Annotated in this window: 16 protein-coding genes and 1 pseudogene; 9 read left to right on the top strand and 8 right to left on the bottom strand. The window is 55.4% G+C overall.

All coding sequences use genetic code 11. The annotated features are described in order from the left end of the window. From BI292_RS24170 to BI292_RS24160, 3 genes are all read right to left on the bottom strand, one after another. Window positions 1-935: flavin-containing monooxygenase (locus tag BI292_RS24170; protein WP_371918757.1), on the bottom strand; the 935-nt coding region annotated here is incomplete at its 3' end. A gap of 209 nt (window positions 936-1,144) precedes the next feature. Then, complete coding sequence (locus BI292_RS24165; protein WP_101209457.1) at window positions 1,145-1,576, bottom strand: hypothetical protein; 432 nt, start codon at window positions 1,574-1,576, stop codon at window positions 1,145-1,147. Window positions 1,577-1,849: 273 nt separating this feature from the next. Continuing rightward, complete coding sequence (locus BI292_RS24160) at window positions 1,850-2,278, bottom strand: nuclear transport factor 2 family protein (RefSeq protein WP_101209456.1); 429 nt, start codon at window positions 2,276-2,278, stop codon at window positions 1,850-1,852. 143 nt (window positions 2,279-2,421) lie between these two features. On the opposite strand from BI292_RS24160, the gene BI292_RS24155 reads away from it, so the two are divergent. After that, entirely contained in the window at window positions 2,422-2,844 is a 423-nt protein-coding gene (locus BI292_RS24155; protein ID WP_101209455.1) for an HD domain-containing protein, read from the top strand. Window positions 2,845-3,008: 164 nt separating this feature from the next. Here BI292_RS24155 and BI292_RS24150 read toward each other — a convergent pair whose 3' ends face one another. Then, on the bottom strand, window positions 3,009-7,085 hold the full coding sequence (locus BI292_RS24150; protein ID WP_101209462.1) for a bifunctional nitrate reductase/sulfite reductase flavoprotein subunit alpha: 4,077 nt from the start codon (window positions 7,083-7,085) through the stop codon (window positions 3,009-3,011). A gap of 590 nt (window positions 7,086-7,675) precedes the next feature. Here BI292_RS24150 and nirB point away from each other — a divergent pair. The 7 genes and pseudogenes from nirB to BI292_RS24115 all read left to right on the top strand — a co-directional run bounded on the left by nirB (window position 7,676) and on the right by BI292_RS24115 (window position 17,446). Beyond that, window positions 7,676-10,237: a nitrite reductase large subunit NirB gene (nirB, locus tag BI292_RS24145; RefSeq protein ID WP_101209454.1), complete on the top strand. Its 2,562-nt coding sequence runs from the start codon at window positions 7,676-7,678 to the stop codon at window positions 10,235-10,237. Further along, window positions 10,237-10,623 (top strand): nitrite reductase small subunit NirD, encoded by a 387-nt coding sequence (nirD, locus tag BI292_RS24140; protein ID WP_101209453.1) that lies wholly within the window; start codon window positions 10,237-10,239, stop codon window positions 10,621-10,623. The genes nirB and nirD overlap by 1 nt, the downstream gene beginning before the upstream one ends. A gap of 181 nt (window positions 10,624-10,804) precedes the next feature. Next, window positions 10,805-11,110, top strand: a pseudogene (locus BI292_RS24135) (ATPase); the annotation flags it as partial. A gap of 135 nt (window positions 11,111-11,245) precedes the next feature. Further along, window positions 11,246-12,472, top strand: a complete 1,227-nt coding sequence (locus tag BI292_RS24130) for a tyrosine-type recombinase/integrase (protein WP_101209452.1) — start codon at window positions 11,246-11,248, stop codon at window positions 12,470-12,472. Continuing rightward, the gene (locus BI292_RS24125) at window positions 12,469-14,829 is read left to right on the top strand and encodes a site-specific integrase (RefSeq protein ID WP_101209451.1); all 2,361 of its coding nucleotides are present in this window, start codon (window positions 12,469-12,471) and stop codon (window positions 14,827-14,829) included. The genes BI292_RS24130 and BI292_RS24125 overlap by 4 nt, the downstream gene beginning before the upstream one ends. Continuing rightward, complete coding sequence (locus BI292_RS24120) at window positions 14,826-16,937, top strand: site-specific integrase (RefSeq protein ID WP_101209450.1); 2,112 nt, start codon at window positions 14,826-14,828, stop codon at window positions 16,935-16,937. The genes BI292_RS24125 and BI292_RS24120 overlap by 4 nt, the downstream gene beginning before the upstream one ends. Beyond that, entirely contained in the window at window positions 16,937-17,446 is a 510-nt protein-coding gene (locus BI292_RS24115; RefSeq protein ID WP_101209449.1) for a hypothetical protein, read from the top strand. Before BI292_RS24120 ends, BI292_RS24115 begins: the two co-directional genes overlap by 1 nt. 246 nt (window positions 17,447-17,692) lie before the next feature. Here the strand turns inward: BI292_RS24115 and BI292_RS29555 are convergent, their stop codons facing one another. The 3 genes from BI292_RS29555 to BI292_RS24100 form a co-directional block, all read right to left on the bottom strand. Continuing rightward, window positions 17,693-17,899, bottom strand: coding sequence for a helix-turn-helix domain-containing protein (locus tag BI292_RS29555; protein WP_371918756.1), 207 nt, complete (start codon window positions 17,897-17,899; stop codon window positions 17,693-17,695). 366 nt (window positions 17,900-18,265) lie between these two features. Further along, window positions 18,266-19,258 (bottom strand): alpha/beta fold hydrolase, encoded by a 993-nt coding sequence (locus tag BI292_RS24105; protein WP_218563492.1) that lies wholly within the window; start codon window positions 19,256-19,258, stop codon window positions 18,266-18,268. A 36-nt stretch (window positions 19,259-19,294) separates the two neighbouring features. Continuing rightward, window positions 19,295-20,509 carry an MFS transporter gene (locus tag BI292_RS24100; RefSeq protein ID WP_101209447.1) on the bottom strand — a complete coding sequence of 405 codons (1,215 nt, stop codon included), beginning with the start codon at window positions 20,507-20,509 and terminating at the stop codon, window positions 19,295-19,297. A 115-nt stretch (window positions 20,510-20,624) separates the two neighbouring features. Here BI292_RS24100 and BI292_RS24095 point away from each other — a divergent pair, with 115 nt between their 5' ends. After that, window positions 20,625-21,242 (top strand): TetR/AcrR family transcriptional regulator, encoded by a 618-nt coding sequence (locus BI292_RS24095; protein WP_157831305.1) that lies wholly within the window; start codon window positions 20,625-20,627, stop codon window positions 21,240-21,242. 130 nt (window positions 21,243-21,372) lie between these two features. Here BI292_RS24095 and BI292_RS24090 read toward each other — a convergent pair whose 3' ends face one another. Next, entirely contained in the window at window positions 21,373-22,899 is a 1,527-nt protein-coding gene (locus tag BI292_RS24090; RefSeq protein WP_101209445.1) for an IS66 family transposase, read from the bottom strand. Window positions 22,900-22,921: the final 22 nt, after the last annotated feature.

Genomic DNA, 22,921 nt, shown 5'->3' with positions numbered 1-22,921 from the left:
ATGTAAGCGTCGGCGGCATCCAGCAGCGCGCGGTAGTTTTCGTCGCCGCGCGCGAGGTTCTCGGACAGGTTCGGCTGGAACGTCGCGACGCTGCCATCGAACGCCTGGGTCAGGCCCACCAGGGTCATGCCACGATGGGCGAGGCCACGGAAGTCCACGGTTTTGCCACCGTGGGCGCCGCTGACGGCGATGGTCACGTGCTCACGGCCAGGTTTCATCGCCGCTTGATCCCACTCGCCGAGCACGCCCAGCCACCAGCAGAAATCTCGGTTGCGGTAAGCGCGAGGAGGGCGGTCGTGGGCGCCAACCGAGAGGTAGACTTTTTTGCCGCTGCGCTGCAATTCATCGGCAATCTGCACCCCGGACGAACCGGCGCCCACCACCAGCACCGCGCCTTCCGGCAGTTGCTGCGGGTTGCGATAGTCGGCCGAGTGAAGCTGCGTGAACGGTGCGTCTTTCGGTGCAATCGGCGGGATCACCGGGCGCTGGAACGGCCCGGTGGCCGCGACTACGCGATTGGCTTCGATCACGCCTTCCGAGGTTTCGATGGTGAAGCCGGGACGACCGACGTTGCGCTGGACTTTCTTCACTTCAACGCCGGTGCGAATCGGTGCGTTGAATTTTTTCGCATAGGCTTCGAAGTAATCGGCGACCCGCTCTTTCGGGGCAAAACCGTCGGGGCTGACGTCGTCAAACTCAAGCCCTGGAAAGCGGTCGTGCCAGGCCGGACCGTTGGCCACCAACGAATCCCACCGCCCGGTGCGCCAGCGTTCGGCAATGCGGCTGCGTTCCAGCACCAGATGCGGCACGCCGAGTTTGCTCAGGTGTTCACTCATGGCCACGCCAGCCTGACCGGCGCCGACGATCAACGTGTCTGTTTTTATTTTATCTGTGGTCATCTCAATACCCTTCGAAGTGGGAGTCAGGTCGGTTATGACCTGCCATCTCTTGGGCTCAAGACTAGGGTTCACCCTGGTATCGGTAAAATATTATTAAGCTGGGAACTGAGCATAAATAACGGATGCAGAGGGTTTGCGCGCGGCTGTGCGGCGGGTTGGTGTATCAACATTAAAAGGACAGATTTATTTTCCAGACAAATAAATCTGTTCCTTTAAACGCTTTAAACGGTCCCCTTGAACCGAAGCTATTTGGTTTTCCAGTTGCCGCCGCCCGATTCGCAATCGATCCGCGCCTGATCGATGTGTTCGGCGCCGTAGTAGTACGTCGTGACTTGGGCGTTGTCGGGGATGTTCAGCGATTTGGCGTTTTTGTCTTTGCTGGTGGAATGCGGGTTGGCCAGGGATTCCTGGGTCAACGTGGCCACGCAGGTGGCTTGATAACGATCGGCGCAATGCTCGACTTTTTTCTTGGTGCTGCTGATCATTTCCTTGCTTTCGTTGCTGCACGACCAGTCGATGGAGTTCACCGGCATGCCTTCGTACTCGTAGCAGGTATGCGATTCGACCGCGGGCACGGAAGGGCTTTGTGATCGGGTTTGCACATCACAACCTTCAGCCATGGCAAGTGCCGGGCTGAGGCTGGCGATAAAAAACAGAAGCGGCAGTCTACTGTTCATCGGGATTTCCTCCAGGGAGCGCTTTCCTCGGAGGAGGGACAGCGCTATAGAGTTTCGAAAACAGCAGCGGGTCTGGGGTTCAATTCGTTTTGCGCAGCATCTCGCTCGACCTGCTGCCATAAATCCTGTGGCGAGGGGGCTTGCCCCCGTTGGGTTGCGCAGCGACCCCCAGCTTCCCCATGAAAGAAACGGTTGCCTGGATTTACGACTGCTGCGCAGCCGAACGGGGGCAAGCCCCCTCGCCACAGGTGGTCACTATGCAGTTTTGTTGGTTCAGGCTTTGCTTGCCGCCAGGTATGCCCCCAGCCGCTGGCCCATCTCCGCGCCGAGGGCTTGCAGACCGCTCAACGGGCGGACCATTACCTCGAACTCGACAATTTTTCCGTCCTCATTGAAACGGATCATGTCGATGCCCTTCAGCTGTTTGCCACTCACGCTGGCGCTGAATTCCAGCACCACATTCAAGCCATCGGCGGTCGCCAGTTCGCGGTGGTAGGCAAAGTTCTCGAACACCCCGAACACCGTGTTCAGAATCATCGAAACCACCGCCGCGCCGGGGTAAGGCGTGTGCGCCATGGGCGAGCGAAACACCGCGTCAGGGGCGAGCAACGAGGGCAAGGCTTGCAGGTCGCCGGTGCGAATCATCGTGTGCCATTGGCTCAAGGATTGCGCGGCTTTGGGGTGCAGTTGCAGTTCAGACATGTTCAGTCCTTTATTTTTGTTGTTAGATAAGCGCACAGAAGTATCGTCAAAAGCGCCGATATTGCCAGTATTGCCCACGATCAGACGATTTTCGGGAGCGGTGCTGGCCTTTGGATGCGGAACTTACCTTCAGGAAAACCAAGATGAGCCAGACATTGGAACGCGCGATTGCTATCGCTGCGGCTGCGCATGAAGGGCAGGTCGACAAGGGCGGATCGCCTTACATTCTGCATCCGCTGAAAGTGATGCTGCGGGTGAGCACCCTGGAGGAGCGTATCGTCGCCGTGCTCCACGACGTGGTCGAAGACACCGGCATCAGCCTCGACGCGTTGCGACAGGAAGGGTTCAGCGAAGCGGTGCTGGAAGCGATCCAGTCCGTCACCAAAATACCGGGCGAAACCTATGAAGCCTTCGTCGAACGCGCCGCGCTGAACCCGATCGGCCGAGTGGTCAAACTCGCCGATCTGGAAGAAAACAGCGACCTGTCACGAATCGCCCAGCCTTCGTGGGACGATCTGGAACGCGTCGAGAAATATCGCCGCGCGATAGGCGTGTTGCGTTCGTAAGCCTCACGCCCCAACCCCGACCTTTTATCAATCCTGCGCAAATGTGCAGCAGCCCCAAAAACAGGGGACCGCTGCGCGCTCCAGCGCGAGCAAGCTCGCTCGCCACAGGGGCGGTGGTTGGCTAATGGCGGGGCAGGGAGGTGAGGTGTAACCCTAACCCCAACTCAATAAACATCGCGCAAATAGCGCTTCTGCTCACTCATCTGCCGCCAGTAATTCGCGGCATTTTCGGCACTTAACCCACCGTGCTCCTGCGCCACCTCGTGCAGCACCCGGTCGACATCCTTGGCCATCTGACTCGCGTCGCCGCAGACATACAGCTGGGCGCCGTCCTGCAGCCAGCGCCACAATTCGGCGCCTTGTTCTCTGATCCGGTCCTGCACGTAAATCTTCTGTGGCTGATCGCGGGAGAAGGCCAGGCTCAGTTGCGTCAGCAGGCCGTCGTGCTGCATGCCTTGCAATTCTTCGCGGTAGTAAAAATCGCTGGCAGCGTGTTGTTCGCCGAAGAACAGCCAGTTGCGACCCTGATCGCCACGGGCGCGACGTTCTTGCAGGAAGCCGCGAAACGGCGCCACGCCGGTGCCGGGGCCGATCATGATCATCGGCACGTTGCCGTCGCTGGGTGCGCGAAAGTGCCGGGTTGGCTGCACGAACACCGGGACTTCGCCGCTGGCCACGCGGTCGGCAAGGAAGGTTGACGACACGCCTTTGCGTTTGCCGTAGCGCACCGCTGCCACGGTCAAATGCACTTCCTCGGGATGCGCCTTGGCGCTGGAAGCAATCGAATACAACCGTGGTTGCAGACGTTTCAGCGCGCCCAGCAGCTCAGCCGCCGAGCACTCAATCGGAAACGCCTGCAGCACGTCCGCCAATTGCCGGCCCCAGAGCCAAGCCTTCAATTCCTCCTTGCGCTCACAACTCAGCAACTGTTTCAGCTGTGGATTGGCGCTGCGCTCGGCGATAAACGCCAGGGTTTCGCGATTCGGCCGGGCAATCTCAAAGTGCTCGGTGAGCGCCTGACGCAGTCCGACATCGCCGAGTTTGTCGACAGTCACGCAGGTGTCCGCGCCAAGCCGCGTGAGCGCGAGCACTTCGTCGACCAGTTCCGGACAGTTGCGCGGCCACACGCCCAAGGCATCGCCGGCCTCGTAGCGCAATCCGGAATCGGCCAGATCCAGCGAAAACATCCGCGTTTCTTTATGCAGGCTCTGCTGATTCAAGTGCAGATTATTCAGCAGCCGCGAAGCGTAAGGATTGCTTTTGCCGGGCGCTTCAATCGGGCTCGCGACGACACCGGCACTCAACGCCTGCGCCGGTTTCAGCAATTGATGAAACTGCTTCAGCCAGGCCTGCGCGCGTTCTTCAAACTCGGTATCGCAATCGACCCGATCCAGCAGCCGCGTGGCGCCAAGTTCCTGCAAGCGTTGATCGAGTTGTTTGCCGTGGTGGCAGAACTGCTCGTAGTTCGGATCGCCCAGCGCCAGCACGGCGAAACGCAGCGATTCCAGACGCGTTTCGGCGCGGCTCAAGGTGTGCCAGAAACCCTCGCCATTGTCCGGCGGATCGCCGTCACCGAAAGTGCTGCTGATCAGCGCCAACGTCTGCGTGTCCGCCAGTTTGCTCGCCGGGAAATCGGCCATCGCGCTCAATTCCACGGCGATGCCTTCTTCGCGCAACCGCGCGGCAAAACGCTGCGCCAGTGCTTCGGCGTTACCGGTTTGCGAGGCCCACAACATCGTCACCGTCGGCCGGTTATCGTCGGCCAACACACCCGGCGCCACGGCACTTTGCACCCGGCTGAACAAGCCGCCGAGCAAGCCGTCCAGCCATAACCGCGTGCCCTCGGCCATCGGCGCGTTGGCGGGCAGGGCAGGGACACCAGCGGCCTGGCGCCCGGCAGTCGATTGCAGGCCGCTGATAAAACCGGCGAGGTAGGTGCGTTCACTGTCGTTCAGTTGCGGCGAAGGCTGGCGATTGATGCCGGCGAGCTCGGCAAAAGCCTCGATGCACGGCATGGGCAGTTCCTCAGTTGCACCGGCAAGGTCAATGTCTGAAGGCGTCGCGACGTGCAGAAACTGATGCTCGATCAGTTCGACGCGCTGCAGCGCGACCGCGCAGAACTTGAATTCCGGCTGCAGCGAAATCGGGTCGACGGCATCGTTGGTCACCGCGTTGATCGCCAGGTTTTCGCCAAACACATCGTTCCAGTGAAACGGCGCAAAACAGTTGCCCTGACGCACCCGGTCCGTGACCACCGCCGGCAGCACCGCGCGACCACGCAACGAACGAATATCGAGGTGATCCTTGTCCTTGATCCCAAGGCTGGCGGCGTCTTCCGGGTGGATTTCAACGAAAGGCCCCGGATTCAGTTTGTTCAGCGTCGCGACTTTGCCGGTCTTGGTCAGCGTGTGCCACTGGTGCTGCAGACGCCCGGTATTCAGCACAAACGGGAACTGCTCATTGGGCATTTCTGCCGGCGACAAGTGCGGTCGGGCGAAGAAAATCCCCTTGCCGCGCTCGGTGGCGAACACGATGGCCGGGCGACTGCCGTCGTCATCAATCTTCAACTGTTGACTCACGCCATCGTTCAGATAACGAATCGGATTACGCCACGCAGCCGCGTCGGCGGCGCACGGCCATTGCACTGGGCTCTCGCGCAAACGCGCATAACTCGCGCCGCGAATGTCATACCCGGTCTTCGGGTTCCAGGCGCGTTTGATCTCTTCAAATACCTGCGACGCCGAGCTGTAACTGAAGGCCTCGGCGAAGCCCATGGCGCACGCGACTTTGGCGATGATTTGCCAGTCGGGCATTGATTCGCCAGGCGCATCCACGGCTTTTTGCATCAGCGTCAGGTTGCGCTCAGAGTTGATCATTACGCCTTCGGCCTCGGCCCACAGCGCGCCGGGCAGCAAAATGTCGGCGTAGCGATTGGTCTCGGTGTCGAGAAAAGCGTCCTGGGTGATCACCAGTTCGGCGTTCTGCAAACCTTCGATGACGGTCTGGCGATTCGGCGCCGAGGCGACCGGGTTGGTGCAGATGATCCAGCACGCCTTGATCTGCCCGGCGCGCATCTGTTCGAACATCGCCACCGTGCCGCCACTCACCGTGCGCGGCAGGCTATCGCGAGGGATTTGCCACAAGTCTTCAATAAATGCGCGATCGGCTTCGACCAGCACCGAACGCTGACCAGGCAGGCCCGGGCCCATGTAGCCCATCTCGCGGCCGCCCATGGCGTTGGGCTGTCCGGTCAGGGAAAACGGCCCGCTGCCCGGCCGGCAAATGGCGCCGGTGGCCAGGTGCAAATTGCACAGCGCGTTGGTGTTCCAGGTGCCGTGGGTGCTCTGGTTGAGGCCCATGGTCCAGCAACTCATCCACTCGGCCGCAGCGCCAATCCATTCGGCGGCCTGACGAATATCGGCTTCGCGCAGGCCGGTAATCTCGGCGACGGCGCTCGGCGAATAGTCTTCGAGGAACGCCGGCAGCGCTTCCCAACCTTCGGTAAAGGACGCGATAAAGTCCGGGTCGGTGTGGCCGTTTTTCACCAGCAGATGCAGCAAGCCATTGAGCAACGCGAGGTCGGTGCCGGGTTTGATTTGCAGGAACAAACCGGCCTTGTCTGCGGTGGCGTTGCGCCGCGGATCAACCACGATCAACTTCGCCCCAGCCTTGACCCGATCCATCATGCGCAGGAACAGAATCGGGTGACAGTCGGCCATGTTCGCGCCGATCACCAGGAACACCTCGGCGTGGTCGAAATCCTCATACGAGCCCGGCGGCCCGTCGGAACCGAGCGAGAGTTTGTAGCCGCTGCCGGCGCTGGCCATGCACAGCCGCGAGTTGGATTCGATGTTGTGAGTGCGCACGAAACCCTTGGCCAACTTGTTGATCAGGTATTGCGCTTCCAGCGACATTTGCCCCGAGACATAAAACGCCAGCGCGTCCGGGCCGTGGCGATCCAGCAGATTGCGCAGGCGGCTGGCGGTTTCGTTGATCGCTTCATCGATGCCAATCTGCACCGGATCGCGACTGCGCTCCTGGCGCAAAAAGGCGTTTTCCATGCGTCCCGATTCGGCAATCGCCTGGCCGCAAGTCGTGCCTTTGGTGCACAGCCGGCCGAAATTGCTCGGGTGCGTTTTGTCACCCGTGACCTTGATAACGCGGTTGTTTTCGACCTGCATGACGATGCCGCAACCCACGCCACAATAGGGACAGATGCTGCGTACGCTGGTGTCCGTCATTTTCGCCCCTCGATCTGTTGCTTGGCCTGCCCAACCCGAAAACAAAAAAAACGCCATGTGACCCTCCGTTATGCAAACGGGGATTACACGGCGTCTTTGTCGTAGGTGGGCAATCAGCGTTGACTGCTTTGAGGTGTTATTAGCAAGTCACGCGCCATAAACGATGATCAGTGTTCAACGCCGGTAAATCAGCGGGCCGGGGTTGAACGCGCGGCAATTGGAAGCGCTGGCTCAAGCTGTAATCGATGCACTTTTTTATAGCGCCGTGCACCAGTCGGAAGCGCAATCCTCGCGCCGCAGCATCGAGGGCTATCGCGATAAATCGCCGAGTCGCCCGGTTTCAAGGGGGGCGCGGCGATTGGCACAAACGCTGCAAGTCCTCAGGCAAACCCATTGCGAATACGCGTTGGGTCGCCCCCTCGGTCAACGACGATCGAATGGCCAACAGGTCGTGGGCAACATCGGTGGAGCAGGCATAGATGCCTGATCACAACACCGCAAAAGAACAGGCAAAGACGCCTGGAACCGCAAGGTTTCAGGCGTTTTTTTTTGCTTTTTGAACCGTGATTGGCCGTGCAAGGGTGCTTCTTATGAATTCCAATGTTGCCGCGTTGAACAAACTGCAAACGCTGATCGTGATCGGCAATGGCATGGTCGGACATCATTGTGTCGAACAACTGATCGAGCGCGGAGCGCTGGCGGACTATCGGCTGCACGTCTTCAGCGAGGAGCCGATGCGTGCCTACGACCGCGTGCATCTTTCCGAGTACTTCACCGGCCGCGATGCCGAGTCGCTGGCGCTGTCGGATGCGTCGCTGTACCAGACGCCGGGCGTCACGCTGCACTTGGGCGTGCCGATTCTGCAGATTGATCGCGAGCGCCGCGAGGTGATTACCGCGCAGGGTTGCGTGGCCTACGACAAGTTGGTATTGGCCACCGGCTCGTACCCGTTCGTGCCGCCGATTGATGGCGCCGAAGGTGACTCGCGGCTGGTCTATCGCACGCTCGAAGACCTCGACGCCATCCGTGCGGCAGCGGCCAATGCGCGGCGCGGAGTGGTGGTCGGCGGTGGTTTGCTCGGTCTGGAAGCGGCCAATGCCCTCAAGAGCCTGGGGCTGGAAGCGCACGTCGTCGAGTTCGCCCCACGCTTGATGCCGGTGCAACTGGATGACTTCGGCGGTCTGGCACTGAAGGCGCAAATCGAGCGACTCGGCGTCGGCGTGCACTTGTCCCGCGCCACGCAGTCGATCAGCGCTGGCGAGGATTACCGCTACCGGATGAATTTTGCCAATGACGAATTCCTCGAAACCGACCTGATTGTGTTCTCCGCCGGGATCCGCGCACGGGACGCGTTGGCCCGCGACTGCGCGTTGGACATCGGCCCGCGCGGCGGCGTAGTGATCAACGACGAATGCCTCAGCAGCGACCCGAACATTTACGCCATCGGCGAATGCGCGGCGTGGAACGGCAGCCTGTTCGGCCTCGTTGCGCCGGGTTACCAAATGGCCCGCGGGGTGGCCGCGCAGTTATGCAAGCAGGGCGCCGAGCCGTTCCTTGGCGCGGACATGTCGACCAAACTCAAATTGCTCGGCGTTGACGTCGGCTCCATCGGCGATGCCCACGCCCACACGCCGGGCGCGCGCAGTTATCAGTTCATCGACGAAGCGAGCGCCAGCTACCGGCGTCTGGTGGTCGATGCCAGCGGCAAACACGTGATCGGCGCGGTGCTGGTCGGCGACAACAGCTACTACGACACGCTGCTGCAATACGTGCAGAACGCGATTGCCTTGCCGGCGGAACCGGCCAGTCTGATCCTGCCGTCGTCCGCAGGCGCGCCGACCCTCGGCCCCGGCGCATTGCCGCAAAGCGCTACGGTCTGCTCGTGCCACAACGTCAGCAAAGGCTCGATCTGTTCAGCAATTGACGGCGGCTGCACCGACCTCGGTTTGCTCAAAGCGCAGACCAAGGCCGGCACCGGTTGCGGCGGATGCGCCGGCCTGCTCAAACAGGTTTTCGAGCACGAGTTGATTGCCCGTGGCGTCAGCGTCGACAAAAGCCTGTGCGAACATTTCGCCTACACGCGTCAGGAACTCTATGCGCTGGTGCGCGTTGAGGGCGTGCTCACCTTCGAAGAATTGCTCGCCAAACACGGGCGTGGCCACACCGGTTGCGACGTGTGCAAACCGGCGGTGGGCTCGATTCTCGCGTCGTGCTGGAACCAGCCGATCATGGATGCGTCGCTGGTGCCGTTGCAGGACACCAACGACACCTTCATGGCCAACATGCAGAAAAACGGCACGTATTCGGTGGTGCCGCGCATCCCCGGCGGCGAGATCACCGCCGACAAACTGATCGCGATTGGCGTGGTGGCGAAAAAGTACGACCTCTACACCAAAATCACCGGCGGCCAGCGCATCGACCTGTTCGGCGCGCAGTTGCATGAATTGCCGGAGATCTGGAGCGAGCTGATCGAAGCCGGTTTCGAAACCGGCCACGCTTACGGCAAATCCACGCGCACGGTGAAATCCTGCGTCGGCAGCACCTGGTGCCGTTACGGTGTGCAGGACAGCGTGAAAATGGCCCTGCTGATCGAAGACCGCTACAAAGGCCTGCGCTCGCCGCACAAACTCAAATTCGCCGTGTCCGGTTGCACTCGCGAATGCGCCGAAGCACAGAGCAAAGACGTCGGCGTGATTGCCACCGAAAAGGGCTGGAACCTTTACATCTCCGGCAACGGCGGCATGCGTCCGCGTCATGCCGAGTTGTTCGCCACCGACCTCGACGATGACACGCTGATCCGCTACATCGACCGTTTCCTGATGTTCTACATCCGCACCGCCGACAAATTGCAGCGCACCTCGGTGTGGCGCGAGAGCCTGGAGGGCGGTCTGGATTTCCTCAAAGAAGTAATCATCGAAGACAGCCTCGGGCTCGGCGCCGAACTCGAAGCGCAGATGCAGTTGGTCGTCGATCGCTACGAATGCGAATGGGCCAACGCCCTCAAAGACCCGGAAAAACTCAAGCGCTTCCGCACCTTCGTCAACGATAAACGCCCGGACCCGGACATCCATTTTGTTCAGGAACGCGGCCAACGGCGCCCGATCATGGCCGCCGAACTCAACCTGATTCCGCTCACCGAGGAGATTGCCTGATGAGCCTTTCCATCCCCCAACGCGCACCCGCCATCGACACCGCCGCCACTTGGCAACCGGTCTGCGAACAACAAGATCTAGTGAGCAATTCCGGCGTCGTGGTCTGGCTCGACGGCGCGCAAGTGGCGCTGTTCTATTTGCCGGGCGCCGAGGGCAAAACCCTCTACGCCATCGACAACCATGACCCGCAATCCGGGGCGAATGTGATCGGGCGCGGCTTGATTGGCAACATCAAGGGTGACCTGGTGGTCGCCTCGCCAATCTACAAACAGCACTTTCGCCTCGAGGACGGCAGTTGCCTGGAATACCCGCAGCAGCGCTTGCGCGTCTGGCCGGTGCGGTTGCAGGGCGGGGTGGTTGAGATCGGACCTCTGCAGACTCGCTAAGATTTGCCAGCGTGAATTGCACTGTGGCGAGGGGGCAAGCCCCCTCACCACAGGGTTTCTCGTAGCTGTTACGTGACCATTCGTTCAATCGATAGTGAACATCACAAATAGCGAGTTCTGGTTTTTTCAGCATCGGAGGAGGATGGCGACATACCGATTTTGGTTCTGAAGGAACTGCGCGATGAGAATTTCAACTGTCCTGGCCCTTGTCGCTGCACTCAGCGGCGGTGTCGCCGCCACCGCCCCGGTTTATGCTGCCGAGCCGCAAACCTGCCATTTCCTGCCCGTTGGCGGCAGCAACGCCAGCCTGCAACACGGTCAGTCGGTCGGCGTGCTGTACAGCGAAAACACCGTCAACACCCTGCAATACCTGGAGAACTACCACAGCGTCGCGGTCAACGGCAGCAAGAATCCCGCGCTCGATTCGCGCATCAGCAACGCCTTCGTCAAAAGCTCCGACCCAACACTGGCGATCAACTGGCTGATTTTATAACCCCTTTCTAGAAATGCACACTACGTAACGAATTGCAACGGGAAACCTCCTGAAGCCTTTGTTTATTGTGACCACATAGAAATGCACATTGTGTATAGTGCGCGGGCTTTTTTCTAAGGTGGTGGTGTCATGACGGTAATTGCGGTGAGAGGGAAATTTCTGGATCTCGGTGAGTCCATGCTCAACGAGGGCGTCGAGACGGTTAAGGGAGTTGTGACTGTCAGCGGGGCGGGGGTGTTCGATGAGAATGAACGTCTGTTGCCACTGATTTCTTCATTTCTGAGCGAAAAACTAGTTACCAAAAAATTCGCTTTGCAGACAGCGCTTACCTATGGGCGCAACTTGGAATACTGCCAGGAGTTCCTGAATGGTCGACGAGAGCTATCTGCCTGGGAGCGCGATGAAAAATTCCTCCATGTGGGTCGACCAGTCCTTCGTCAATACGTGTCCGAGATGCAGAGTCAGGAGTTGGGTTCTAAAACTATTCGCAATCGGGATGCATCGACTCTGTCCTTTATTTCAAAGTTTCTATGTGTTGCACGAGACGACCGCCCAGCCTACCGGACTGATGACCCTTATACAGCTGGTCTGATCTCGCCTGCCCCAAAATCCACACTAGTAAAATCCTGCTCATTGCCCGACCTCAAGATTTTGATTGAATCAACTCCCTATGAGCGTGAGCGGTGTTTGCTGCAGTTTATTTTTGACGGTGGAGTTCGCCGTTCTGAAGTCCCAAGAGTTACGAGAACACCTATAGATGAATCGATCAGATTGGGCCAAGCAATCTCCCCAGCTGACCCGAGACCTCTAGGCGTTCCGACCAATTATTGCTTGCTTCATATCAATGGGAGCAAAGGCGGAGGAGACCAAATCAAAGAGCGTATGAGCATTGTTAGCCCTGCCACTCTGGAGCGTATCAAGCGTTATCACGCCTCCGCGATCTACAAACGTCACAGCCGAAAGTTTCCTAAAGACGAAGCGCCTGCATTCCTGAATGCTCATGGGGAGCCCTACACCGCCAATTCCATCAGCGCCTTGCTCAACCGAGTGTCCAAGCGAGCAATACAGTCGCTTCGACTCGGGAAGTCAATCTCGCCCCATAAACTTCGCCATGGTTATGCCTACGCTCTGCTCAACAGCAAGGACATCGGGGAGGACTATTTAGAGCGCTTGGCGATGCTGCAGAAGTCTTTGGGGCACGCGGACTTGAAAACGACTGAAATGTACACCCAAGTGCCTGCAAGCCTTTTGAATGCGGTATGTGGCACGAACTCAGACGCTGCCTCCAAAGCGTTTGATATGGAGCAGCTGTCTTCCACGACCCGCCTCTCGATAGATGCGAGGGCGAAGAAATGAGCAAGGCAGAACAAACGGGCCGCGCTGAGAGTTTGATAACCACTTGGGTGGGCAGCGTTACAAGTAGTCGAGCGAAGTTGCTTGCTTTGCCTCTCAACATTCGAAAAGAAATGGCTATCACCGTCAAATCAGTGGCTGAGGGTGCGGGGGTAGGTACGACAACTGCCCTTACCAACATTCATCTCACTCAGCCAGTGATCGACGCAATGATCGCTGAAAATATCGTTGTTCCAGGGCATAGCGGTATAGCCTGTGAGTGGCGTAGAAGATTTTTAAATTGGTATGAGTGCCTCTCTAACGATGAAAAAGAAAATATTCCGATTTCTGGGGGGACGATAAAGAAATCTGAATATTTAGCTAAGATTCCAGAGTTGGATGGTTATGATTTTGCAGTCATAAATTATCCTTTGGCTAGGCAAACCTTTAATGAGATTTTGGATGATCTCCGCAGTCGAGGTGTAATTAGTAATAACTACATGTCAGTGAAGGAGCGCGCTGCCGCTGACGCCCTTAAAGTAAAGGTGAAAACCGAACGGGTGAACGCTGACTTTGAAGCGCTGCGAAGTATGACGCTTTCATCTGCAGCTGATCTTGTGAATTCGACGCCGGAGAAGCCTTTTCACAGTCTTTTGCATTTATTTAGTTCCGCATCGGTGGAGTCGCATAGCGATTCTGGCCAAGATAATTACTTTGTGGGATGGACGTATACCTGCAAGTGCTTGGTCAATCATGGTTTTTCAGGTGCTGAGCCACTCGAGGAAGTTCTTGGAGAGTATTTGCTATTGCAGGTTCGCGCTTATTTGGAGGATTTAATTCTTAAGGACGAAATTTCTACGGGGTACGGAACCTCGATTATGAGCTCCGTCAGGATCACTTTGAAAACAGCGGTTCAACTTCCAGGGCTTCCATTTTCATCCTTTTATGCAGCGGAAGGATTCAAGGTAAGGCGCCATACCGAAACTTATCGCCCATATTCCAAGTCTGAGCGAAATCGTATTTCACAAGCAATCTCCAGCGACATAGAGCGAATTCGAATGCTCACTCAAGCCTACAAATTCACCGGAGTTGGAGTCGATCCGTTAGACGTAAATGGTGAGCTGCTGCATGGTTTAAGAACTTTGGAAAACGCGCGCTGGATATTTGAGAACAAATTGCGCTGTGTACCTATTGGATTTCAATACAAATACTCTGACAACCCGTACGAATCTGCATTCATAAAGATTGTTACTCAATCAAGGCTCGGGTTAGAGGCGGTCTACAAGAGTTGGGGAGTGCTAAATCGACGAGACTCTAACGTGATCGCCCCATACGTTGCGCGGATTGCACAAGTTACCGGGATGAATGTTGAGTCTATAGCAAGCCTCGGAGTGGAAGATTTTGTTCTTAAAAGTGAAATTGGTGGTAGGCCATATCTTCGCTACTGGAAGGAGCGCTCAACTGGTGAGAAAATCGCTTTCATGGATTTATTTCACGCGGATATTACTTGGCTGTCTGTCTCTCAAGCCAAAGAAGTTAAGCGAATTTTTGATGATGTTAAAAGTATTACAGCAGTATTTAGGGCGGATGCTCCTGATGAAGTTAAGGATAAGTTGTTCATTTTTAGTTCTTCTAGTGGAAAATTTTTTGGAGAGATTAAGTCTTTAGAAACGGCGAACAAGAATACCGTAGCTCTAATGCTTGAAAATATTGTAAAGCGACATGAGTTGAAGGCTGATCTCGGTGAGCCGCTCAATTTGTTGGTTCCGCGATTTAGGCCTAGCTTGGTAAGTGAGTTGATTGACAATGGAGTACCCCTGCCTCAAATTCAGTTGATGCTTGGTCATAAGCATATTGCGACTACGCTTGGATATCTGGATAAGCTTGATTTTAACAAGGTCGCGCGGGATAAGTTGGATCAAGCGCTGAGGAGTCTTCATTCTAATGCAATGTCAGCGGAGAAGGTTGACGCGCAGGCTATTCCGGTAGCGCCAGTTCACGATCCTAAAATTATTTTTAAGACGCCTCTTGCTGCCTGCCGAGATGTAATGAATCCGCCTGATTATATGAAAAAACTCAAGTCATACAATCCTCAAAAGCCCTGCCAGCTTTATAATAAATGCATTTCGTGCAATAACGTGATAATTACAGAGGCGAATTTGCCAGATTTATTTGCAATGCAGCGCGATTATTTACGTATGATCGAGTTGGTTGCTGCAATGGAAACCCCTTATTTTGATACCATTCGTGAAAATCTCTCCGTGTTGTCCAAAATTCTCGATCCTCAATTTTCAAGTTTTAGTTCTGAACAGCTAGAGAATGGTCGGCGCTTGTCAGAATTTGTCGAAACTAGCGTCCTAGTGGATGGAGTGATGCTATGAATCTAGTCAATCTCTCGAAGCTCGAATCTTTTCAAAATTGGAGGCTCGATTTAATCGGTTACTTGAAAGCCATAGCAGGCACCGTTCAGATCTCGTCAAGTGATGTTTGCGAGCATGACGCATTCGTCAGTATGTTGGATTCGAGCTTTCGCTATCAAAGCTTGTTAGGGATGTCGGTTTCACTGCGGTCAAAGTTTGGGGATTCCTTTTGGGATTTCAATTTAGATAATCCGGATGTACCTCGGAATCTGCGCGGCTCGGCCCAGTATATAGATTTCAATCAGTTTTCAAGTATTCCGCCTTTAATCATAATGGAGTTTAAGGCTGCTTTTTTAAGCTATTTGTGGATTCCACAAGAGCTAGGCATTAGCGCCGGCAAATCGACCTTTAAGGTGTATTCGGTTATTAGGGTTTTCAAAAGAGGATTGTCATTTGTTGATGCCTTATACGCAGAATGCTCTAAAAAATATGGACGAGCTTTTGTTAATGACAATTTTTTAGGGTTGAAGGATATCGAGGTTGAGCATTACAAGAAAGTGTCAGTTGAATTCAAAAATACCTACGAGGGCTCTATTGATACTTTCTTTACGGTCGTTCGCTCACCGGTTCTTGCGCAGCGTGTCTTTGGAGGGCAGGTTCCATTTGTTGATCTGGCAAATCTTCCATGGAAGAATCTTGGCAGTAGGAAATCTGACGCCAAGGAGAAGCCTCGGCTTGTTTTGCCGAACTCGGTTTTTGAGAAGGCTTCATTGTTGGCCTCTTTAAATGTAGTGGATTTTCTTGACGCTCTTGGAGAAGAGGTAATAGATAAACAGTCACTCCTTCGTAGAAACGAAAAGGGGCATAATCTTGCTCAAATATACAGTCTCTCACCTCGTAATTACGATTTGTATGTGATCAATCGACTTCGAAATGCTGATTATCATTCATCACAAATTATTGACAATCTATTTGAAGTCTTGCCTGAGTTTTGGTCTAGAATTATACCTAATCAGCTTGTGGAGCGCGGAACTTCCAAGAAAATGGCTGAGGGAGATTTGGATAAAGAATTTCTTGAGTACATTATGTATATTCAAGAAAGTCTTTGTTATATTATTGCGCAGTACACTGGTATGCGGCCATCGGAGCTATCAGAAGTATTGGTTGATACCTGTATTAGCAAGGTGAATGAGTGTTACCTGATCGGTAGTCATGTACTAAAGAATCAGGATAAGTTTTCCAAATTGTTCGATGACTGGTGGGTTGCTATTCCAATCGTGCGTGATGCAATCAATGCGGCGAAAATTTTAGCTAGAATTACGCAAAACCGTTACGTATTTTCAGGCATGAATGTGACAGCTTTGACTGGTACCCCTATTGCCCATGGCTCTGTAGGTTTGTCAAATATGATGGCCAGATTTTTTGGTCGCTTTCTTGATAGTGACAACCTAGAACGGTTGTTGGAGAATTATTCGCCTTACACTTTAAGACATACGCTGGCTTATCAACTTTTCCGGGCGGATGTAGGGCTTCCTTTTATCTCGCATCAGCTTAAGCACTTTAAGGAAACAATTGGTGGTATTGATCCCAATAAATCTTTCAGCGCGGTCACACTAGGCTACGGGGAAATTGGGCTGCAACTTACGGCTGGAAAATCTAAAGCGTCACCCACTGCTCAAAGCCTTCATCGTGAGGCTGCGTTAGAAGCAATTAAGGCTCAATTTGATCCCAATGGAAACTATGCAGGCGTTCATGCTGAAAAGCATTTGGAGGGTGTGCAAAAGTTTTTTCAAGGGTATATTGAAGCTGGCTACACGAAAGAGGAAATCTTCGAGCAAATGGCGGAACAAGGCTTTGGAATCATAAACGTGGGGACGGGCTTCTGCTATGGTAATGAAACGGAAGAATTTGATGACAATGTGCCCTGCCTTGGATCTCTGCGGTGTAATCCCGTCCGTTGTCAAAATGCAATCGTTACTAAAGCTCATTTAGGAAAATGGCGCGAAGTTCGCGACCAAAATAGGAAGGCGCTCAATAGCCCTGCATCTATATACAACAGAGAGCAGATACTCGCGTCCATAGAAGAAGCTGAAAGTGTTCTTTTGCATCTTGGCGAGGATATCGACTGATGAGTGACAAGGCATTTGACAAACGCAACAAAGAGGATTTCGATAAAGTTACGCAAGTTCTCCTTGCTGGAATTGTATCGATTCGCTCGGACTCTTCACTTCGGGCAACCATTGCTGAGTTAGCCCGATTAACTGGCGTTCATAGGAATACAATCAGTAACAGAGAATGGCCTCAGGATCAGTTAGATGACATCAAGGAGCAACGACGTCGGGTAGCGGCTGCGCGCCAGTTGAAGGTTGCGACTCGAGAGGATCCGGTAAGCATCCTAACTGACAAGCTAGAGAAGAGCCGGCTTGAGGTGGTCTACTGGTTTACGCAGGCAAAGGACGCTGAAGATCGCTTCCTCAGCAAAGAGCGAGAGAGTAAAAATTTTCAGGAATCTCAAAACTATTACATAGCTCGTTGCGAGGCTCAGGAAATCACTATCGCCGAGCTGCGAAAAGAGGTTCAAAAGCTCCAGAGAGTGGTTGACGTCCTAGAGTCAGAGGCTGGGCAGAAAGCGCCATAAACCTATATTAACAATTGCTTCCGGTGTTCTGCGATGGTGAAACGAAATCTCCTATCGTTAGGGTGCCGGGGCGATTGTTTTTTGCTAAGTGGTTGAGGCGTTACTCAGCGTATCAGGTGGTAAGTAGAACGGGATCAGGATGAGGCGCGTTCTTTGTTGCTTATGGTGACCAATCCGTAAGCGTATATCAAATGGCAAGTATGTTCTGGCTCTGCAAGCAGTTTGGCTGATTGATATCTCCAGCCATCACGCCTGCACAAGTGAATGCTCGCAGTGCGATCTGCGAGTGGAGTCCACCCTATTTTTCCAATGCCCATACACCGTAGACCTGGATAGCCCGAGCTTCTCCATAACGTCCTTCCGGCTGAATCCTGCCTCCTTGAGCTCCTTAATAGCCAGAGCATTCTTGTAACCTTCCGTAAGCGTCCGGTAGATACACCTTGACCACACCATTTTCCCCTCAGTGACCTCCGTAAGCCTAGGGTTGCTCATCGCCGCCTCGTACGTAAGGTGATTGTGGCAAGCGGAGCATGCAGGCGCGAGACTGGAAGCCGGAAGGGTCAAGACAGCGGCGAAGTGGTGGTTTAGTTCACGACAGCCGTGCGGAGGCGTGAGCGTCAACCTCGATTCCTGGAATCATTTCAACCGCCGTCGTCGCAGCTAGATCCCCAGATAATCTCTGAGATCGGCCATCGCTTACAGTGTCATAAACGACAGCCACGTCAGAGTCTGCGCGCAGAAATCAGGTTGCCGCGGTGTCCGGAAGCGTGCCGACACGATCCATCCCCCGTACACTACCGGAAACTACGACGTCTTCTCTCAGGGCCGAGCCAGGAAGGAAGAGATCAATGGGTTGAGCGCTGATGCACACTCCTCTGGAACCCAGTGGCCGCAACCTGGCAAAACGTGCGATTCAACGTTGGTGGCGTAGCGGCGGATGTTTTCGGGCTGCTGGGCCCCGAATCCACCATTACCACCACCGCCAACCGCGAGGACAGGCAGTGTTAATTTGGTCGCTACCAACTTCTCGTTCTGCGCGATCGATTGTGGCAGCGCGCGATAGTATTCAAACGCGTGGTGGAAGGTCTGGGGCTTAGAGTATGACCGCACGTAACGGTCTACCAGTTCATCAGTGAACACCGCTTGGTTACTGGCATGGTGACGAATGAAATGCGTCAGGAACAACCGCTCGTTACCTTTGACCATTGCGTCAGCCAACTGACCTGAGGCTGCGAAGAAACTGTGGTGCCATCCCGGTGCTTCTCCGGTCGCGACAAAGGCTGGCAGCGAATAGAGCGTGTCGTCAGGAATTGTCGCTTCGATGAAAGCGGCCTTCACAATATCTTCTGGATGGCGGGCCACCATTGGATAGCTATTCCAGATACCAATGTCGTGGGCGACGAGATAGAAGGGCTTGTTCGCACTAATCCGCTTGGCTAGCTTGTGGAGATACTCAGAGATATCCACGCCAGTGAAGGTAGTCTGCGGCGGCGCTGACAAGCCAAGACCTGGTAGATCGACTGCTACGACCGTATAGCGTTCCGCGAGTTGCGGCATGAGGTTATTCCACTCATACCATGTCTGGCCGAAGCCGTGGACAAGCAGCACAAGGGGGCCTTTGCCGCCACGTACGAAATGCAGCTTCACGCCGTCAACAGTTTCGTAGGCGCTGGTAAAACCTTCGGGTATCGGAAACTCCGCCTGGGTGGCGCTGACAGCTGGAGGCAGCGCAGGATTGATCTGTGTTGCGTGGGCCTGAGTTGCACCCATAGCGAGCGCAGCAACGGCTAGTGCAATTGCATGGAACTTCATGTTTTTTACCTGGTGGGACGATAAATGATTGGGCAATCAGCGATCTTGTTGAGCGCGACTACCGGGAGGAAAGGCGTAGCGCCGTGCTGCTAGTGCTATTACAAAAGCGAGGAATGCGAGGATGGCCACAGTGGGCGGCAGCGTGGACGTACCACCTTGAGTGAGGAGCGCTCCGCCAACAGCTCCGCCAGCCGCGATCGCCAGGTTCCACGCAGTGGTTACCATTGCCTGGGCCAAGTCCACGCCATCGCCGGCGGCATCAGCTGATGCAGTCTGCATCATGGCGCCCGCTCCACCAAAACCCAGTCCCCAGACAACGGCGCCCAGATAGACCGCGATACTGTGTTCTCCAGCGATACTCAAGAACGCAGCGGTTAAAGCGAATGACCCGATCGCTGCAAGCACCATCAGGCGGAGCATCCGGTCAACCCAACGCCCGACTACCCATATGCCAACAAGCGAACTGATTCCGAACGCCAGCAGGACTAGATCGACCCGCGACTGCGACGCTGTTGAGAACGGCGCGATGTAGGTGTAGAGAATGTTGTGGGCAGTCATCCAGGCCAGGATGACAAGCAGGATCGGTATGACGCCCTTCGTTCTGATGACGCCAGTGAGCGAGGGGCGGTTGTTGCCTGTTCGGCCAGGAGCATCGGGGACTTTCACGATGATCCAACCGATCAACATGACAGCAAGTGCCGATAGAATCAGAAACGATCCGCGCCACCCCACCAAGCTTCCCAGGAACGTCCCCAACGGCACACCCAGCGACAGCGCCAGGGGCACACCCACCATCGCGACCGCCATTGCCGCCCCTGTCTGTTCGGGACGTACGATGCTACGTGCGTAGCCTGCAAGTATTCCCCACGCTAAACCTGCCGCACATCCTGCTATGAACCGTGCGATCAGCACGACACCGATTGACTCAGCCATCGCGGTCAACGTGTTGCCGATAACAAAGCAGATGATCGTTGCAAGCAGGACAGGCCTGCGGCGCAAGCCTTGCGTGAGACTCGTGAGTGGGATTGCAGCCAACAGCGATCCAAGTGCGTAAACAGCGACAAGCTGCCCCGCAATAGCCTCAGTGATCTGAAGTCCAGAGGCGATGCTGGGCAACAAACCGGCGGGTAATGTCTCGGTGACGATGCATAGAAAGCCAGCGGCCGCTAGGCCAGCCAGTGCCGCGATGGGTAGTCCGGAGATCGTGGTAGGAGCCTCATCGGGCAGACTCTGTGATGGGGAGGGCTGCATGATTTTCCTTGCGATTGGCGTACGGGCTGCCGTGTAGAGCGCCACCTGACGACGTGGATATTTACGTTAGTAGTCACTATAGTATTCGCAAACCCCAAAGTAAATGGTTTCTGTAATGGTCATTAACGTAAATAAGAGATCCCGCGGGCGACCGCGCCAATTTGTCCTTGAGGACGCCATCCAGGTCGGGCTGCATCTGTTCCACGAGCATGGCTATGAGAATGTCAGCGTCGCATCGCTGACCGAAGCGATTGGGATCACGCCGCCGAGCTTCTATACGGCCTTCGGCAGCAAGGGTGCGTTTTTCAACGATGCTTTGAGGCATTACTCCGCGACTGTTGTGCCACTCGACACCTTTTTGATCCCAGACAAATCACCGCAGACTGTACTTAGGGACATGCTTAGGGCTGCGGCACATGCATACGCCGCTCATCCGAACCGCCGAGGTTGTTTTATTCTGGAGCATGCGAAGGCCGGAGCCACTGAGTCGGGAATAGCTGCTAAGCAAATCGCAGACGAGAATCGTGCAAAAGTGATGGCGTTTCTCGAAGCATCTGGCATCTCCGCTGCTAGCCACGTCGTAGACTATGTCTCCGTGACCATGCTTGGCCTGTCGGCTGCGGCGAAGGAGGGTTGGGAGGAAGAGAGGCTGAATGCAGTTGTGGAGACCGCCGCGGTAGGCCTCGGCAAAATAATAGGCAGCGCCAAGAATATACCTGAAGAATCTTCCTGAGACTTCCACGCACGAGGCTTTAACTCCTGAAATCATGACGGCGGCCTCGCTGGCGTCGTCCGGCTATTGCCTGGTTTCTCTCTATACTCGCACGCCTTCCTGGCCAACCCAATGTATGAGTCTTGCGCGATTAAACCGATTGCCACGTATGCGGCAGCAACTGATCGATTTCACTCGCCCGCTGCGTCGGCAACCGCGTCAGCACATCCTTGAGATATGCATACGGATCATGCCCATTCATACGTGCAGACTGAATCAGACTCATGATCGCCGCCGCGCGTTTCCCACTGCGAAGCGACCCTGCAAACAACCAGTTGGAACGCCCCAGTGCCCACGGCCGGATCTGATTCTCGACCGAATTATTGTCTATGGGCACAGCCCCATCCTCCAGATAGCGCGTCAGCGCTATCCAGCGTTTAAGACTGTAATCAAAGGCTTTCGCCGTCGCTGATCCGTTGGGCACAAGATCGCGCTGGGTCAACATCCATTCGTGCAGTGCTTTGGCCAATGGTGTTGCTTTTTCTTGTCGTATTCGCCAGCGATCCTCGTCACTCATGTCTCGCGCTTGGCGCTCAACTTCGTACAAGCCACCAATCGAGTGCAGTGCTTGTTCTGCCAACTGGCTTTTATTCGCTGCGTGCAGATCGAAAAACTTACGGCGAGCGTGGGCCATGCAGCCAATTTCGGTCATGCCCTTCTCGAATCCGGCTTTGTAACCAGCAAAGTCATCGCACACCAGCTTGCCGTTCCATGAGCCGAGGAAGTTTCGCGCATGCTCACCGGCGCGGCTCGGACTGAAGTCATAGACCACAGCCTTTAGCGCTGAAAACGGTGTGGTGCAGTAAGCCCATACATAAGCTCGGTGCGTTTTCTTCTGTCCGGGCGCAAGCATTTGCACCGGCGTCTCATCGGCGTGGACAACTTGCTGCGCCAGAACGGCTTCTCGCAAGGCATCAACCAGCGGCTGAAGCTGTACACCGGTTTGCCCAACCCATTGAGCCAGTGTGGAGCGCGGTATCGCCAAACCGGCGCGGCCGAAGATTTTCTCCTGCCGATACAGCGGCAAATGATCAGCGAACTTCGCCACCATCACATGAGCCAGCAGACCTGCGGTCGGGATGCCCTTGTCGATCACTTGGGCCGGTACCGGTGCCTGGATCAGCGTTTCACACCGGCGGCAGGCCCATTTCCCACGTACGTGTTGCTCGACGGTGAACACGCCCGGCGTGTAATCCAGCTTCTCGCTGACGTCTTCGCCGATGCGCTGGAGCTGGCAACCGCAAGTGCACTGGGTGTTTTCTGGTTCGTGATGAATGACGGTACGTGGAAACTGCTGCGGCAGCGGTGCGCGCTTTGGTTTTTGGCGCACCTCTTCTGGAGCCGGAGCCGGCTGGAGTGCCGTCAGCTCAGCGTCGACAGCCTCAAGATCAGTGTTAAGCAGATCGTCGAGTAAGCTGCCTTGCTCAGGGCTGATCTGCTCGCTGCGCTTGGCAAACCTGTGCCGCTTGAGGATCGCGATCTCGTGAGTCAGCTGTTCGATGATGGTTTGATCGCGATGGATCTTTCTGCCCATGGTGTCGACCTTCGACATCAACTGCGCAGCGAGCGCGCGCAGTTGGTCGGGGGTCATTTGGTCAAGGTTGGGCAAGGAAGTCATGCCGTGGATTTTACCAAAGCAG

It is taken from the genome of Pseudomonas sp. 43NM1 (genome assembly GCF_002836905.1).
Lineage (GTDB): Bacteria > Pseudomonadota > Gammaproteobacteria > Pseudomonadales > Pseudomonadaceae > Aquipseudomonas > Aquipseudomonas prosekii.
This window is presented reverse-complemented; position numbering and strand designations above follow the sequence as displayed.

Bases quoted from the DNA above. Each gene is read 5' to 3' on its own strand.
- BI292_RS24165 (WP_101209457.1), bottom strand. From the start codon at position 1,576: ATGAACAGTAGACTGCCGCTTCTGTTTTTTATCGCCAGCCTCAGCCCG.
- BI292_RS24160 (WP_101209456.1), bottom strand. From the start codon at position 2,278: ATGTCTGAACTGCAACTGCACCCCAAAGCCGCGCAATCCTTGAGCCAA.
- BI292_RS24155 (WP_101209455.1), top strand. From the start codon at position 2,422: ATGAGCCAGACATTGGAACGCGCGATTGCTATCGCTGCGGCTGCGCAT.
- BI292_RS24150 (WP_101209462.1), bottom strand. From the start codon at position 7,085: ATGACGGACACCAGCGTACGCAGCATCTGTCCCTATTGTGGCGTGGGT.
- nirB (WP_101209454.1), top strand. From the start codon at position 7,676: ATGAATTCCAATGTTGCCGCGTTGAACAAACTGCAAACGCTGATCGTG.
- nirD (WP_101209453.1), top strand. From the start codon at position 10,237: ATGAGCCTTTCCATCCCCCAACGCGCACCCGCCATCGACACCGCCGCC.
- BI292_RS24130 (WP_101209452.1), top strand. From the start codon at position 11,246: ATGACGGTAATTGCGGTGAGAGGGAAATTTCTGGATCTCGGTGAGTCC.
- BI292_RS24125 (WP_101209451.1), top strand. From the start codon at position 12,469: ATGAGCAAGGCAGAACAAACGGGCCGCGCTGAGAGTTTGATAACCACT.
- BI292_RS24120 (WP_101209450.1), top strand. From the start codon at position 14,826: ATGAATCTAGTCAATCTCTCGAAGCTCGAATCTTTTCAAAATTGGAGG.
- BI292_RS24115 (WP_101209449.1), top strand. From the start codon at position 16,937: ATGAGTGACAAGGCATTTGACAAACGCAACAAAGAGGATTTCGATAAA.
- BI292_RS29555 (WP_371918756.1), bottom strand. From the start codon at position 17,899: ATGGTGTGGTCAAGGTGTATCTACCGGACGCTTACGGAAGGTTACAAG.
- BI292_RS24105 (WP_218563492.1), bottom strand. From the start codon at position 19,258: ATGAAGTTCCATGCAATTGCACTAGCCGTTGCTGCGCTCGCTATGGGT.
- BI292_RS24100 (WP_101209447.1), bottom strand. From the start codon at position 20,509: ATGCAGCCCTCCCCATCACAGAGTCTGCCCGATGAGGCTCCTACCACG.
- BI292_RS24095 (WP_157831305.1), top strand. From the start codon at position 20,625: ATGGTCATTAACGTAAATAAGAGATCCCGCGGGCGACCGCGCCAATTT.
- BI292_RS24090 (WP_101209445.1), bottom strand. From the start codon at position 22,899: ATGACTTCCTTGCCCAACCTTGACCAAATGACCCCCGACCAACTGCGC.